A 16069-nucleotide genomic window follows, 5' to 3' on the forward strand; every position below is an offset into this window, starting at 1 on the left:
CCTAAGTATTTCAATAACTTTATTATTATAACTCTATTTTACATATATACTCTTTACTTCTAAAAATTCAGAGTATCCCTCTTCACCACCTTCTCTTCCAAGACCTGATTGCTTATATCCTCCAAAAGGTGCATCTACATCCCACTCACCTTTATTTACGTATACTGTTCCTGTTCTCATTTTTCTTGCTACTTCATTGGCTTCATTTTCAGGACCAAATACAGCTCCTGCTAATCCATATATACTATTATTTGCTATATCTATTGCATTTTCTTCACCATCATAAGGTATAACAACTAGGACTGGACCAAATATTTCTTCTTGGGCTATTTGCATATTATTATTAACATCAGTAAATACTACTGGTTTTATATAATATCCCTTTTCACAACCTTTTGGTAATTCTCCTAGGAGCATTCTAGCACCTTCTCTTACACCAATTTCTATATACTCTTTAACTCTATCGAATTGCTTTTTTGATGCCAAAGGTCCTATATCAACAGTCTTATCATCTGGAGTACCAAATTTGTAGTCATCAGTTTGCTTTAATATTATTTCTTCAACTGATTTTAAATCTTCTCTTGGAACTAATAATCTAGTAAATGCATTACAAGTTTGCCCCGTATTTAAGTATACCGTATCTAATGTAGATTTAACACCCAATTCATAATCTCCACCTTGTAATAATATAGTAGCTGATTTTCCTCCAAGTTCAAGTGCAAGTTTCTTTATAGTATTAAGTGCAAGTCTTGCAACTTCTCTTCCTGCTTCTGTTGACCCTGTAAATGATATCATATCTACATCCTCATGAATAGCAAGCGCATTTCCAACTTCTCCTCCTCTTCCACAGACTAAGTTGTATACCCCATTTGGATATCCTGCTTTATCTATCATTTCTGTTAATATATAAGCTGTTAATGGAGTCATTTGACTAGGTTTTAGTACTACACAGTTACCAGCAAGTAAAGCTGGAACAACTTTTTTTACTATTTGCTCTAACGGGAAATTCCATGGAGTCAATCCCCCAACTATACCTACAGGTTCTCTCCTAATAATTGAACCTGTTAATTTCTTTTCATATTCAAATTCTTTAGCAATTTTAATATAATTTTCGGCTTCTAATATAAACGGATCTACATGAACATCTCTTGATACTTTATAGGGTGACCCTAACTCTTTAGTTATAGTCTCTATTAATAGTTCTCGATTTTCTTTTAATCCATCTACCACTTTTTGCATTAATGTGATTCTATTTTCTAAAGTTTCATATTGCCATGTATTAAATGCTTCTTTAGCACTAGCAACAGCTTTATTTACATCTTCTTTATTCCCTCTTGGGACTTTTGCTATTATTTCTTTATTAGCAGGATTTTCGATTTCTATAAACTCATTACTACTTCCATCTATCCATTCTCCATTAATATATAACTTTTCAAAGTTCATATTGTTATCCCCCTTAAATTTGTAGTTTATCGATTATCGACCAATGTTTACCGTCCATAAATTCAATTTTATTTTTTATATAATTATCATAAGTTTAATTATTATTTATATCTTCAACCTCTTCTATCAACAATTCTAATATTGCCTCAGCATGTTCTCCATACATTTTGATATATTTTTCATACGCATATGATGATTTTTCTTTAAAAGCTACACGTTCTTCTTCGGTAAGCTCTTTTAGTTCTACATCCGTACTATCTAACATTTTTTCTAGAGCATTATTATTTAAATTTTGCTCAATTAAATATGATTCATAATGCATTTCATCTACAACTTCTAATATCAAGTCTTGAAGTTCTTTAGGCAACCCATCAAAGAATTCTGGATTTGTACAAGTCGTAGCTACATATAAACTAGGATTTGATAATGTCAAATAGTCTTGAACTTCTGTAAACTTCATTTCTTCAATTGCTGACAGCGGGTTTTCTTGTGCATCTATCATTTTAAGTTGTAATCCGCTATACACCTCCATATATGGCATTGGTGTTGGATTTGCACCATAAGCCTCGTATGAAGCTAATAATATTGGTGATTGCATTGTTCTTATTTTTAGATTTTTAAAAGCATCTGGTGAATTAAGCTCTTTATTTGAAGTCCATTGCTGAAATCCTTCCTGCCAATAAGAAAGTACTTTTATATCTTTTTCTAAATATCTTTCACTAAGTAATTCATTTATTGCCTTACTTTCTTTTAATATTTTCATATTAGTCTCCATATCATCCGTGAATAAGAAATGAAGAGAAAATATATTTGATTCTGGAACTAATGTACCTATATTTCCAGGTGACATAATAGCAAAATCCACACCACCATTTTGTAATAATTCTGCTTGTTGTAGTGCATCTCCTATTTGATTTACTGGATATATTTCAATTCCTATTTTACCATTTGATTTTTCATCTATTAACTCTGCAAATTTATATGCATATTCAGCTTGCAAACTAATTGGACTTTCTTCATGGACAAGTCTAAATATATACTTATCTTTCTCCTTATCATAGTAAGACTCTAAATTATTACTATCTTCACTAGTACAACCACTAATACCAATACACAACATAATTGAGGTAATAGTAACTATTAATTTCTTTATCATAAATTCACCTTCCATGGATTAATATTTTTTACTTGGTTATATTTAGTAATATTAATGATAATTGAGGTAATACGGTTATTATTACTGTACATAAAATTAACATTAGTAAATATGGTTTTAATCCTGACACTACCTCCATGAATTTCTTGCTAAATACCACACATGCAGTAAATATATTACATCCAAATGGTGGTGTAACAGATCCTATTGCTGCTTGTAGTGTAACTATTATACCTAGGTGAACTGGGTCTATTCCGGCTTGAACAGCTATTGGGTAAAATATTGGTGTAAGTACTATTATTACAACCAGAGAGTCTACAAACATACATCCAATAAAGAAGAATATTGTAATTACTACTAATACTTTAAAAGCAGATGGGTTTCCACCTAATAATGTGCCTGTAAGCATTTCTGGTATTTTTGCATATGACATAACCCAAGAAAATATTTGACCTGCAGCTAATAATATAAATATCGCCGATGTAACTACTGCTGTAGATAACAGTATATCTTTTAAATCTTTTAATTTTATTGATCTAAATACGAAAAGTTCAAGTATCAATGCATACAGTACTGACATAGCAGATGCCTCTGTCGGACTGAACATTCCTGAATATATACCGACAAATATTATTATAGGAAATCCAAGTGGAGCAATCGCTTTTTTTATTGAATTGATTTTCTCTTCTTTTGTGGACTTCTTTGCTCTTGGTATGTTAGCTTTCTTTGCAAAGAAAAAAGAATATATTGAAAATGTTGCTAATATAAATAGTCCTGGTAATATACCTGCTATAAATAAATCTCCTACCGATGTACCTGTCACAACACCATACATAATCATTGATATACTAGGAGGTATAAGAAGTGCTATTATAGATGATGATATTATTAAAGCCAATGAATCTTTATCTTTATATTTAGACTCAGAAAGTCTTTCATGCATAGGTTTACCTATTGCAACTACTGTTGCTTGAGTGGAACCAGATATAGCTCCAAATAATGTACAAGTTGCAGCAGTTGTAATAGCAAGACCTCCACTAATATGACCAACAAAAGTCTCAACTAAGTCTAATAATCTTCTCGAAGTTTGACCTACACACATTATGTCTGCAGCAAGCATAAACATAGGTACAGATAATAAAACAAATGGTGATACACCCGCTACTAGTTGTTGTATTACAATAAATGGTTCTACATTTTGCATAGTTGTTAAAAGTAAAAATAAAGGAGCTACTATTAACGGTATCATTAGGGGATATCCCATAAATAATAATACCAACATTATTACTACTAATAAAATCTCCATATTATATTCTCCCCCCCTATATATTTTTGGCTTTATCCGGAGTATTTTCTTTGCCTTCTCTCATACATTCTATAAATTTTATAACATACGTTAGCCCACATAGTAAAAATCCAATAGCTACTATACCTGTATTTATATAGTAAGGTAATTGAAGCGCAGGTGTAACTCTTTCAAGTTCTCCTACTCTTATAGAATATAATATACTTAAATATCCCATATAAAAGCAAACCACTGAAGTTGTAGAATATATTATGTTTTCAACTATTTTTCTCTTTTCTTTTGGTAGTAGATCTATTATTGCTGACATATTTATATGTTTATTATTTCTTGCTGCATATGCTAATCCCATAAAACTTGAAAAAATGACCATAATCTGACATACTTCTTCTGCAAAATACCAGGTCGATCCTGTAATTAATCTTGATAAAACATTACCAATTAAAACTACAGCTATTATACCTATCGATATAGCTAGTAACCATTCTTCTATTTTATAAACTAACTCTAACTTTGATTTTTTCATATTTACCCCCTTGTATAATAATGAAAGCAATACCCCAAAGTCATAAATCTTTAATAGCTGTTAGTATAAACTTATTTAACAACTTAGAAACTAAATAAGTTTATTTTAGAAAAAAATCTAAATTATGTTAAATATGTTAGTGTATTTCTTACATGCATTTCTACTCCTACTATCAGATTATCTTCATCTATATTAAACTTTGGATGGTGATGAGGATAATCAGTTTTTTTATCTTTATTACCCGTACCTAAGAAATAGAAAACACTTGGAATCACTTTAGAAAACTCAGCAAAATCTTCCCCTGCTATATAAGAATACTCAACAACTTCACTACCATTAACTGTTTTTAATGCAGACTTTCTAGCTAGCTCCACCATATCTGAATTATTTATTATAGCTGGACTTGGATTAAAGTATTCAATTTCATATTCAGTACCAGACAAATAGCATACTCCTTTAATTATCTTTTCAAACTCTTCTTTTAGTAACTTTCTTTTCTTATCTTCATCTTTATATAAAAACCTTAATGTACCTTCTAATACTGCACTTTCAGGTATTACATTACAGGCATTACCCGCATCCACTCTACCAAACATTATAACTGTTGGCTCTCGTGGGTCTAATACTCTAGTCTGAATTTGTTGGGACGATTGAATAATTTGTGCTGATGCTATTATTGGATCTATAGCAGTGTGAGGTGATCCAGTGTGACCTCCTCTTCCTTTTATAGTAATCTTAAATTCTTCTAACGCCGCCATAACCGCACCATTTGATATTCCGATTTTGCCGCTCTCAAGTTGAGTCCATATATGTATGGCTGATGCTGCGTCTACTTTAGGATTTTCTAATATTCCTTCTTTTATAGTATCAAGAGATGACGACCCTTCTTCATTTGGTTGAAATAATAACTTTACATTTCCATTTAACTTATCTTTATTTTTACTTAATATTTTAGCCGCTACTAATAACATTGCTGTATGTGCATCGTGTCCACACGCATGCATGTTTCCATGATTTTTTGATTTATAATCTACCTCTGTTTCTTCTAACACAGGCAATGCATCTATATCTGCTCTTAATAAAATTGTTTTTCCAAAATTTTTTCCCTTTATTAATCCAACAACTCCTGTTTTACATATAGTACTTACCTCTATATCTAAATCTTTTAAATAATTATAGATTTTCTTTGATGTTTCTACTTCTTCATATCCTAACTCTGGATTTTCGTGAAATTCTCTTCTCAAATCTATAACTTCTCTCTCATACCCCTTAACAGTTGACTTTATATCCAAAAGACTCATCCTTTCATAGTTCTTATATATAGTGCTATATATATAGCGCAAAATCACTCTACCTATATAGCACTTTTCATAAAGATTTGATTACTTAGTTAATAATGCTCTTTCATAGTTTGTAAATGTTTCACATCCATCTTTAGTCACTCTAAATGATTCACTTATTTCAACTCCACAGTCATCCAGCCATATACCTGGTATCATATGGAATGTCATATTTTCTATTAATACTGTCTTATCCCCTGGTCTTAAACTAGCTGTATGCTCACCCCAATCTGGTGGGAAGTTAAGACCCATTGAGTACCCTATTCTAGAATCTTTAATAAATCCGCTCTTAGCAATAGATTTTGCCCATACTCTTTCAACCTCTTCACAAGTCATACCTGGCTTTATAGTTGCCAATGTTTCATTTACCCCTTCGGCTACTACTTTTCCTAAATCCTTCACTCTTTCAGGTACATTTTGTCCTAATATCATAGTTCTCGCTAATGGACAATGATATCTTTTATAATTTCCTGCTAACTCAAGTATTACAGTATCCCCATCTTTATACACTTCATCAGTCCAGCTTAAGTGTGGAGTTGATGTTCTTTTTCCAGCAGGCATCAGTGGTATTATAGAAGCATAATCTCCTCCATATTCTTTTGTTCCACTTATTAACGCTTTATAAACTTCCGCCGCTGCATCGCATTGTCTAACGCCTATATCTACACTGTCATAAGCTACTTTCATTCCTATTTCAACAATTCTTGCTGCTCTTTTTATAAATTCAATTTCATTGTCTGATTTAACTATCTTTACCCAGTTTACTAAGTTATTTCCATCTAAGAATCTCGCATTTGGAAGTGATGATTCTAATCTTTCTTGACACTTAGCTGTATAATAATATGCATCCATTTCTGTTGCAATATTTTTGTTATCTAATCCCTTAGATATTAATATATCTGCGACATATTCCATAGGATGTTTTGTCATAGAATGAACATAGTCATCAGTGTAGCTAAATATATTTTCATTATCTAACCAAGTTGTAAGCCTTGCAGAATTTGAATCTTGACCTCTTCCTATCCAAAGTGGTTCTTCTAATTGTGTTGCTACTACAACACATTGATGAACATAAAATGACCATCCATCAAATCCTGTTACATAATTCATATTCGCCGGATCTGTAATTACTAAAACCTCGATCCCCTTTTGTTGCATACTTTCCTTAACATTCTTTAATCTTTGATGGTATTCTTCAACACTAAAATTTAACCATCTTTCATCTAAATTACCCATCTCATTCTCCCCCTTTATATATTAGAAGCAATAATGTAGCTTATCAAATTTCTTAACAAATTCTTTTACTTCTTTTGATACCTCTGTTACATCTTTTTTATCTATTATTATATCTTTGAATAATTTAGCTATTTGCTTCATATCTTCTTCCTTTGCCCCTCTTCTTGTCATTTCTGGAGTACCTATTCTTATTTGAACACTCTCTCCTGAGAAATCATCTGAACATAATATAGATGCTGATTCTAATAATTTTCCTGGTGCTGTCTCTAAAGGATACTTATCTATATCTACCAACATTAAATGAGTATCTGTAAACCCTTTTTCTTTATTTCCAATAACGTCAAATCCTAAATCATATAACTCTTTTGCTAATGCCTTTGAGTTTTTTACAATTTGATTTGCGTATTCTTCTCCATACTCCTTCATCTCTAATAATGATGCCGCAAATGCTGGTAATCTGTTTAAATGATGGCTTGTTACTAATGATGGAGATAATGCATTACCTATTTTTTCTATATATTCTTCAACATTTGAAACTACAAATCCACCTTGAGGTCCAGGGAATGACTTATGTGTGCTACCAAACATTATATCTGCACCATTTTCTATCGGATTTTGCATTACCTTTCCTGCTATAAGTCCTGTAACATGAGATGCATCATAAGCTACTATAATATTTTTATCCTCTACAAATTTCCTAAATTCTTTTACTGGTTCTGCAAATATAGTTCCAGAACCTCCAAATATAACCATCCTAGGATTACATTTTTTACAAAGCTCTATTAGACCGTCTAAATTTACCTCTCCATTTGAAAAAGGCATATACTCTACTTTTATAGTTTCAGCAAATTGACTAATTTGTCTCATTGGACCTACAAGCCCATGTCCCCAATCTTTTAGTGATACTTCTACTACTGTATCTCCTGGTTCTAAAATTCCAAGTACTACAGCCATACCCGCCATATGTCCACTTATAGGTCTTAAGTCTACATATTTACCACCAAATACATCTATTACTAATTGATGAGTATCTAATTCAACTTCATTTATATATTTATTCCCCGTATATTCTCTATCCTCTGGTTTTAACGTTGTGTAACATCCATATCTATTACTAAAATCACAACTTAAATAACTTCTTACAGTATCACTTGCACAATTTTCAGACGCAATTAAATTTAAACAATTATTTCTATAAGCTAAATGTTCATTTAGCTTAGCATTTATATCTTCTAAATTTTTAAACATTATTTATCCCCCTTCGCGTTAGTCGTTTGTCTATTGTCGACCAACTTTTATTGTTAATATAATTGTAGTAACGTTTTCATAGATTCGCAATAGCTTTTTGTTAAAATTTTAATATTTTATATAAAATAAAAACTAATAATTCTTGTCATATCCATAATATGAAACAAATTATAATAGCCCTAGGTCTATAATTATTACCTAGGGCTAATCTATTTATATATATTTCAATCTTATCTGTTTTGTAAGTTTATATTAACCTATAAACTCTGGATTTAATATCTTTTGAGTTCTTTCGAATATATCAAGTCCTTGTTGCTTTAACCAGAATGGTAAATCTATTAATACCCAGTTTTCACAAAGCTTGTCACCTTCTCTGTAGTATACGTCTACAACTTGCATATCTGCACTAGTTCCACCAGCTGGCATTCCTAAGAATCCACCGATTGATCTGTTAGATAAGTTTGGCCATCCGAAGAAGCAAGAGAAGTTTCCTTCTGCAAATCTACATACGTGTCCATTAAACTTCTTGTCCGTTAAGTTATTTCTAAATGGTAATTGATGTTGCATTTGGTATCTAGGTATAGTGTATGTTGCTCCTATTCCTGCTGGTCCGTACCATATCATGTCTTTAGACCAAGATAATTCTAATACTTCAGGTGGGCATCCCATAGCTCCACTTCTATTTAATACATCTAAATCTTCAACCATTTTGTTTACTAAGTTTACAGTTTTTACTCCTTCTTCTTCTGGAGCATCTTCAAATAATAATCCATCATGGTTTCTTGGACCTGGATATACGAAGTATTGTCCTGTTGATGGTGGTAATGGGTAACATCCAGCTTGTACCATCATTCCTAATAAGTCTACAAATAAACCTGTCTTAGTTATTTTTCCATTTTCAACACAACTGAATTCTGCATATCTTAAACTTACCATTTTTCCTGTTGCTCTTATTCCTAAGAAATCTTTATCGAATAATCCCATAAAGTGACCCATACTCATTACCCATTGTTCTTTGCTTGAGTCTTTTCCAGTTGTTGGATCTACTTTAACATCATTTGTTCCAGCTATGAATATATCTTGTCTTCTTTGCATACGCTTTAAAGACTTAGATAATGGTGCCCAGAATACTTCAACAACATTCTTCGCTCCTTCTTGTTCTCTGAAAGGATATACCCCTCTCCATAAATAATCTTCACTTGTATGCTCTTTTAATACGTCTGTAATAGACTCTACAGTTGCATTTTCACATTTAACAGCAGCTTCTAAAGCGTCGAAATAATTTCTTACTACTCTTTTACTTTCTTGGTACTTACTCATAATTTCCTCCCTGAGTTTATCTTATGTTTTTATTTTATGTTTTTTATTTATATATATTTAGCATACTATTATGCTAATCAAAACCAACTCTTAATTTGTAATTACCTTTAATTAGCATAACAGCATATTCAATTAATTTATTTAGCTATTATCATTAAAACTACAAATTGTAATATAAAAAATCCTAATAATATATAACTATATCTGTCTAGCTTAAATGGAAGTAAACTCACTCCATCTTCATATATGTTAGTAGACTTTATTAATTCTTTTCTATATCCGAAAACTGTATATTTTAGCGATTCTTTATTACTCTCATCCTTAAATAATATACTAGCCACATATCCTATAACTAAAGTTAATACCATGCCTATTGCAGAGTTCCACATCCAAGTTAAACCTGTGTTTTTCCCAAATACTATCATTATTATGAAAGCAGTTATCGTACCAATACTTACACCTTTATCATTTGATTTGTTTGTTAACATTGCAAGGATAAATACTCCACAAGCTGGACCACTTATATATGATATATAACTTCCTATAACTTCAAGTATTGATTTAGTAGTTCCTGAAAAGGCTATTATAGTTACAAATACAATTAATATTCCCCATATAAGAGATATAAACATAGATATTTTTAAGCTAGCTTCTTTGCCTTTACTTATATATGGTTCATATATGTCTTTTATAAATACTGTTGACATAGAGTTTAGTATGGAATCAACACTAGACATTGCTGCTGCAAATAGTCCTGCTAATAATAGGCCTATTAAACCCACTGGCAAATCTCTTATAAATGAAATCATAATATCATTAGTGTTATCAAATGCTCTTCCACCGTATTGTACAAATAATAAACTTCCAAGTAATATGAATATAAAGAATAATGTGTTCATAAGTATTCCACTTATAACAAAAGATCTTTTTAAATCTTTTATAGACCTTGAAGTATTCATTCTTTGTACTTGAGATTGATCAAATGCAAAGTATCTAAGCCACATTACACTACCACCTATTAAAGCAACTAATGCTCCATTTTCATTAATAAGTGATGTTTGTATAGAAAAATCTATAGCATTTAGCTTCCCAGCTTGTTGTGCCATTTCTAAGGTTTCAAAAAATCCTATTCCACTATTTGAGAAAGTATATATAATACCTCCTAATACACCACCCCATATAACTATCATCTGTATGGCATCTGTCCATATAACAGCCTTCATACCTCCTAATAGAGTGTATATAATTGCTGTCAATACAATTATTGGTATTATTATATTCATATTCATTCCAGTAAATCTTTGTAATACTAAGGCTGGTATGAATACCATCGAGCTCACTTGAATTAATGAGTTTATTAAAAATGCTATTACTGTTACTAATCTTGTTCTCTTACCTAATCTAAGCTCAATATACTCATATACTGAAGTTAGCTTTAGGTTGTATAATACTGGTGTGAATATTGTTACACTTAAAAATAAACTAAACGGAACTGCTATATTTTGCATAAATGGAAGGAGTCCATTTTTATATCCCCATCCAGGTCCACCTATAAATGAGTTACAACTAATCATAGTAGCTGCAATAGATAGTCCTACTGGAAACCAAGACATTGACCTTCCTGCTAAAAAGTAGTCTTCTTGATTTTCATTATCTTTTCCTATAAAGTACCCCATTAATAGCATAAGTGCCATATAAGCTACAATTATTATGATGTCTATATTAGATAGTATCAACTATACAAACCTCCTCTCTTAGATGTCTAACTGTATTTGTTTTTTAGATAAATTTTGAGTAAATATGGTTAATATACTATTAAATCAACCATATTTACCCCACTATCAATTTTTTATATTTAACTAGTACTGACTCACAAATTAATTACTATGCTGCATCAAGCTCACTTGCATTTGGATCATAACCTTTGTATAACTTTCCTGCTTTTAATGTTTCAGGAAGGTTAAGCCATATTATAGCTGCTATTGCAAATATTATTGGCGCTCCCCACATTGCAACTTGTAAGCTTGCTATTTCTCCAACGAATACTACTATTGATGGAGCGAATAATGATATTATTCTTCCTCCATGGAATAAAGATGCACCCATACTTCTTAAATGCTCTGGGAATATCTCTGTGAAGTATCCACCCCATATAGATGCTGAGTTTAGACCTACTCCATATAAGAATCCTATTATACTTAATATCATTACGTTTGATGGTGCTACGAAGTATATACATAACATCGCTGATGATAAGAAGAATCCTAGCGCATTTATCTTTCTACCAAACTTATCTGCCATCATACCCCATAAGAATCCGCCTATTAACTGCCCAGAAGATGAAGCTGATATTAGTATACCCATTGTAGCTAAATCGAACATTCTAACATCTTTTAAGTAAACTGTAACGAATCCGTTAAAGAACTGGAACCCCATGAAGTTAAGTCCTGATAGTAATATACAGAATATAGTGAACTTAGCATATTTCTTGCTAAACATTTCTCCCCATGTTCCTTTTCTAACCTCTTTAACTTCTTTAGTTTCTTTTACTTCATTACTTGAACCATAAGGTATTACTTTTTTATCATCAGCAACAAAGAATACCATAACAAATGCAGCTATTATTGGAGGAACTCCACCTATCCACATTAATGTTTCCCATCCTTCAGTACCAACTATACCACCAAGGTTAGCCATTACTATTGTAGCTATTGGGAATAATATAGAAGCTGTAGCCACTACCTTACCTCTAACTTTCGGTTGGAATAATCCTACCATTGTAGAAACTGCCACTGTGTAGTATCCACCTAAAGATATACCTATTATAAATCTCATAGCCATCCATATTTCAAATCCAGTAAATGTCATATTAATTATTGTACATATACCATTAACCAAAGTTATTGCAATTAACGTTTTCTTTCTACCTATATTTTCAGCAAACCATGCACAGGCAAAAGCTCCTATTAATGCTCCTAGAGACTGTGCTGTATAGAACATTGCAGTTTGTTGCATTGTCATTCCATAGTTTTCCACTAAAAACGGTCTAACATAATCTATTACAGAGAAATTATAACAATAGAAGAAATATCCTACTAATATAGTTATATAAGCTATCATTCTCTTTGACATCGGTATATTGCTCATATGTATCTTACTGATACTGCTTTTTTGATTTAAATTACTCATTTTGACCTCCATGTTTAGTTAAACCTTGTAATTTTTTCTATTATATTTTATAATTACATTTGAGTTTATTTTTTATGTTTTTATTTTATATAAGTAAAACAAGTCTTTGATTTGTTTTACTTTTTTTTATTTAGTATAAAATAATCCACTGCTTAATAATTCATCATTTCGGCATACGTATTCCAAAATACCAAAATAAAAAGTCCTCACATATCTCCTTTCTATATAGTAGTTAGATTTATATAAATACTAAGAATTATAATTCTTAGTATTTATATTACTCTATCGGCTTTGTGGATTTTCTTATGACTAAGTTTGGACTAACTTTTTCTATTATTATAGAGTCATTTGATTTATTTATTAATTCAAATAGTATACTCAAAGTTCTACTAATTAATCTTTCTATCGGCTGATGGATAGTAGTTAATTCATAAGATTTATAAGATGCTTGTGGTATATCATCAAACCCAATTATTGATATATCTTTAGGTACATTCAAATTGGATTCATACTTTATTGCATCCATTATACCCATTGCAATAAGGTCACTTACACAAAATATTGCATCTGGTATATTTTCTTCTCTCAGTATATTTAGTCCTACTTTATAACCATCTTCATATTCATAGTCACAGTATTTTTCTTCTATATTTGTTATACCATTACTGTTTAAAGTATTAAAAAATCCTTCTTTTCTATCACTAACTGTAGATGCTAGATTTTCATATCCAACATAAACTATATTTTTATGGTCCGTATTTAAAAATAGCTTTGCTGCTAGCTCACCAGCTTCTATATTATCACTATATACACAACTTACATTGCTATTTGGTTTATGTATGTTAAATAATACTACTGGAAGCTCGTTTAATACACATTCGTTAGCAATTTCTTCAGAAAGTGCTGATGATGTTATTATTACCCCATCTACCTGATACTGAAGTACTTTATCTACTATGTCTTGTATATCTAGTTTTGTATCTAATGTAAAAATTAGTGGTTGACATCCATTTTCTTGTATCTTTGATGTCAATCTTGTTATTATTTTAGAGTAAAAGGGACCTATTGGATTTCCAACTACTACACCTATCATGTTAGTTTTTTTGCTTACTAGGCTTCTTGCTATTATATTTGGTTTATAGTCTAATTGCTTAGCTGCTTCTAACACTTTTATTCTTATCTCATCTTTTACATTTCTATCCGTTTTGGGATTAAATACCCTAGATACCGTAGACTGAGACACTCCAGCAAGTAAGGCTACATCTTTTGACGTTGCTCCTTTGATTTTATCCATGCTTTACTCCTTTAAGGACTACGTATTCCATTTACTTTTTTATAGTATCACAATCATTTTATGATGTAAATATTTTTTTTATGATTTCAATCTTTTTATCTTCTCAATGTATTATTTATTGTTTTTATTTCTTCTTATTCATTTTACTTTATATAAGTAATTTGAACTGCTCCCTGTCAATTATACAGGAAGCAGTTCATTGTCTAGATAAGATTATTTTTTAAGTTATAAGTTTGATTCTATAAATTATTAAACTTTAAGATATATGATTTATATACTTTTTACAAACTCATCATATTCATTTCTTTTAGAAGCTAAATTACTATCTACCTTAGCTTTATTACTTTTTAAATTACTTAATATACTTGCAACACTTCTTTCTAAGTTACATACATTTTCATAAGAATCTCTTATATGACTATCTACTGAAAGATCACTAAATATATTATCAAAGAAAATATCAAAAGTCTTAGTAGTACTTGAAAAACCTACACCCTCAATGTTTACATCTTTTAACTCTTTATTAAAAGATTTTGTTAAACTAGAAATCCTAGCAAAATGACTTTGAGCATCATCAATTTTACTGTGCTTAGCCATTGAAGTTAAGAAGTCACCACCAAACAAATCTAAAGTACTCCAGTTTTTTGCAGAGTTTAATAGTTTTTTAGCTTGTGATATTTCACTCATTAAGCTGTCTCCAACATAAATTGATTCATTAATTTCTTTAATTTCTTTTAGATATGCATCTATTTTTTCTTCCATATCTATAATTTTATTTTTAGTATTTTCATCGCCGTATACATTTATTAACTCTATCTTTTGCTTTAGTAAATTATCATAATCACTTTTATAGTTTGTTATATCATTTAACCTTTCATTTACTTCTCTAATGTCCGCTTTTATTAGATTCACTCTAGACTTACAGCTATCGTATTTGATTTTTGCCATTATGTATTCTTGTTCTTCTTTTTGCAGTTTCTCTTCTTTGTTACCTTTTACAGTAGATAAAAAGTTTGATAAAGATAGCTTTTTTAAATTATCAACATCTTTCTTCTCTTTACTTAGGCTATCTTCTAAAATGCTTAGCTCCTCTTCACCTTTAAATAATTCTTTTTTAAGCTCATCTAGCTTATTTTCTAATACATATTTTTTTGCCAGTTCATCTTTTACTTTGTTTATTTTTATATTTATTTGTTCTAACATCATAATCCCCTCCACTTTAAGTCTACCATAGTTATTCTTTTAATAGATTATTAAACAATAAATTATTAATCTTACCCCATAAATTCATTTTAAGTTCTTTATCTTAATTTTTAAGATTAATTAGGCTTTATAACCCCTACTGCACTCCCTATAATTCTCGCATCTTCAACATTTACTATTATAGGTTCATAGTTAACATTTTCAGGTATAAGTATTAACTTGTTACCTTTCACTTCAAATCTTTTAAGTGTGGCATGTCCATCAACTTCAACAGCTACTATACTTTTTTTGCTTACTTGAGTCTCTTTCTTTATTACAACATAATCTCCATCATCTATACCTGCATCAATCATACTGTCTCCCCTTATTTTCAGCATGAATAAATCCTTGGTCCATCTTATAGCATCTCTTGGGATGTAGAAGTATTCTTCGTAGTCTTCATACATGTATATTGGTGATCCTGCTGAGATTTCACTTAGTAATGGTAGTCTTAATCCTTCTACTTCTTCTCCTGATGAAGATGATATTACGCAGTGATTTATAGATGAGTCTTTTTCAAATAAGTATTCCCTTCTATTATCTAGCCCTACATATTTATATTTTTCTATACAGTCATATATGTTATATGATTGTTTATTGTCTTCTTCTTTGTCATAAGTCAAGCCAAAAGATAGTTGCTCTTGATTAGCTTTATCTGTATTTTTGCTTTTGATTTTCTTCTTCATGTATATTCACCCTTTTCTTTAGCTAATGATTAATATATACTGAAAAACTTGCTAGTTTATTTTTACTTTTATATTTATAAATTTAT

The 16069-nt window shown here is 30.6% G+C and carries 13 protein-coding genes; all 13 read right to left on the bottom strand.

The features are described from left to right. Positions 1 to 33: 33 nt before the first annotated feature. The 13 genes from ACI48P_RS00630 to lexA all read right to left on the bottom strand — a co-directional run bounded on the left by ACI48P_RS00630 (position 34) and on the right by lexA (position 15983). Complete coding sequence (locus ACI48P_RS00630) at positions 34 to 1443, bottom strand: aldehyde dehydrogenase family protein (RefSeq protein ID WP_475212440.1); 1410 nt, start codon at positions 1441 to 1443, stop codon at positions 34 to 36. Between the two features lie 94 nt (positions 1444 to 1537). Continuing rightward, positions 1538 to 2599: a DctP family TRAP transporter solute-binding subunit gene (locus tag ACI48P_RS00635; protein WP_475212442.1), complete on the bottom strand. Its 1062-nt coding sequence runs from the start codon at positions 2597 to 2599 to the stop codon at positions 1538 to 1540. A 28-nt stretch (positions 2600 to 2627) separates the two neighbouring features. Continuing rightward, on the bottom strand, positions 2628 to 3905 hold the full coding sequence (locus ACI48P_RS00640; RefSeq protein ID WP_475212444.1) for a TRAP transporter large permease: 1278 nt from the start codon (positions 3903 to 3905) through the stop codon (positions 2628 to 2630). Between the two features lie 16 nt (positions 3906 to 3921). After that, positions 3922 to 4428, bottom strand: a complete 507-nt coding sequence (locus ACI48P_RS00645) for a TRAP transporter small permease (RefSeq protein ID WP_475212446.1) — start codon at positions 4426 to 4428, stop codon at positions 3922 to 3924. A gap of 122 nt (positions 4429 to 4550) precedes the next feature. Continuing rightward, positions 4551 to 5729 carry a M20 metallopeptidase family protein gene (locus ACI48P_RS00650; protein ID WP_475214108.1) on the bottom strand — a complete coding sequence of 393 codons (1179 nt, stop codon included), beginning with the start codon at positions 5727 to 5729 and terminating at the stop codon, positions 4551 to 4553. 81 nt (positions 5730 to 5810) lie between these two features. Further along, positions 5811 to 7004: a M24 family metallopeptidase gene (locus ACI48P_RS00655; protein WP_475212448.1), complete on the bottom strand. Its 1194-nt coding sequence runs from the start codon at positions 7002 to 7004 to the stop codon at positions 5811 to 5813. Between the two features lie 21 nt (positions 7005 to 7025). After that, positions 7026 to 8252, bottom strand: coding sequence for an aminotransferase class I/II-fold pyridoxal phosphate-dependent enzyme (locus ACI48P_RS00660; RefSeq protein WP_475212450.1), 1227 nt, complete (start codon positions 8250 to 8252; stop codon positions 7026 to 7028). A 252-nt stretch (positions 8253 to 8504) separates the two neighbouring features. Continuing rightward, the gene (locus ACI48P_RS00665) at positions 8505 to 9572 is read right to left on the bottom strand and encodes an ester cyclase (protein WP_475212452.1); all 1068 of its coding nucleotides are present in this window, start codon (positions 9570 to 9572) and stop codon (positions 8505 to 8507) included. A 137-nt stretch (positions 9573 to 9709) separates the two neighbouring features. Continuing rightward, positions 9710 to 11308, bottom strand: a complete 1599-nt coding sequence (locus ACI48P_RS00670) for a sodium:solute symporter family transporter (protein ID WP_475212454.1) — start codon at positions 11306 to 11308, stop codon at positions 9710 to 9712. A 148-nt stretch (positions 11309 to 11456) separates the two neighbouring features. Beyond that, complete coding sequence (locus ACI48P_RS00675; RefSeq protein ID WP_475212456.1) at positions 11457 to 12761, bottom strand: MFS transporter; 1305 nt, start codon at positions 12759 to 12761, stop codon at positions 11457 to 11459. 277 nt (positions 12762 to 13038) lie between these two features. Continuing rightward, positions 13039 to 14055, bottom strand: coding sequence for a LacI family DNA-binding transcriptional regulator (locus tag ACI48P_RS00680; RefSeq protein WP_475212458.1), 1017 nt, complete (start codon positions 14053 to 14055; stop codon positions 13039 to 13041). A gap of 270 nt (positions 14056 to 14325) precedes the next feature. Continuing rightward, complete coding sequence (locus tag ACI48P_RS00685) at positions 14326 to 15261, bottom strand: zinc ribbon domain-containing protein (RefSeq protein WP_475212460.1); 936 nt, start codon at positions 15259 to 15261, stop codon at positions 14326 to 14328. Between the two features lie 113 nt (positions 15262 to 15374). Further along, a complete protein-coding gene (gene lexA, locus ACI48P_RS00690) occupies positions 15375 to 15983 on the bottom strand; it encodes a transcriptional repressor LexA (protein WP_475212462.1) in 609 nt (202 codons plus the stop codon). Positions 15984 to 16069: the final 86 nt, after the last annotated feature.

The sequence above is a fragment of the Romboutsia sp. LXY-2 genome (assembly GCF_056171995.1).

What these genes read in the sequence shown, in the direction of transcription:
- ACI48P_RS00630 (WP_475212440.1), bottom strand. Translation starts at nt 1,443, where the DNA reads ATGAACTTTGAAAAGTTATATATTAATGGAGAATGGATAGATGGAAGT.
- ACI48P_RS00635 (WP_475212442.1), bottom strand. Translation starts at nt 2,599, where the DNA reads ATGATAAAGAAATTAATAGTTACTATTACCTCAATTATGTTGTGTATT.
- ACI48P_RS00640 (WP_475212444.1), bottom strand. Translation starts at nt 3,905, where the DNA reads ATGGAGATTTTATTAGTAGTAATAATGTTGGTATTATTATTTATGGGA.
- ACI48P_RS00645 (WP_475212446.1), bottom strand. Translation starts at nt 4,428, where the DNA reads ATGAAAAAATCAAAGTTAGAGTTAGTTTATAAAATAGAAGAATGGTTA.
- ACI48P_RS00650 (WP_475214108.1), bottom strand. Translation starts at nt 5,729, where the DNA reads ATGAGTCTTTTGGATATAAAGTCAACTGTTAAGGGGTATGAGAGAGAA.
- ACI48P_RS00655 (WP_475212448.1), bottom strand. Translation starts at nt 7,004, where the DNA reads ATGGGTAATTTAGATGAAAGATGGTTAAATTTTAGTGTTGAAGAATAC.
- ACI48P_RS00660 (WP_475212450.1), bottom strand. Translation starts at nt 8,252, where the DNA reads ATGTTTAAAAATTTAGAAGATATAAATGCTAAGCTAAATGAACATTTA.
- ACI48P_RS00665 (WP_475212452.1), bottom strand. Translation starts at nt 9,572, where the DNA reads ATGAGTAAGTACCAAGAAAGTAAAAGAGTAGTAAGAAATTATTTCGAC.
- ACI48P_RS00675 (WP_475212456.1), bottom strand. Translation starts at nt 12,761, where the DNA reads ATGAGTAATTTAAATCAAAAAAGCAGTATCAGTAAGATACATATGAGC.
- ACI48P_RS00680 (WP_475212458.1), bottom strand. Translation starts at nt 14,055, where the DNA reads ATGGATAAAATCAAAGGAGCAACGTCAAAAGATGTAGCCTTACTTGCT.
- ACI48P_RS00685 (WP_475212460.1), bottom strand. Translation starts at nt 15,261, where the DNA reads ATGATGTTAGAACAAATAAATATAAAAATAAACAAAGTAAAAGATGAA.
- lexA (WP_475212462.1), bottom strand. Translation starts at nt 15,983, where the DNA reads ATGAAGAAGAAAATCAAAAGCAAAAATACAGATAAAGCTAATCAAGAG.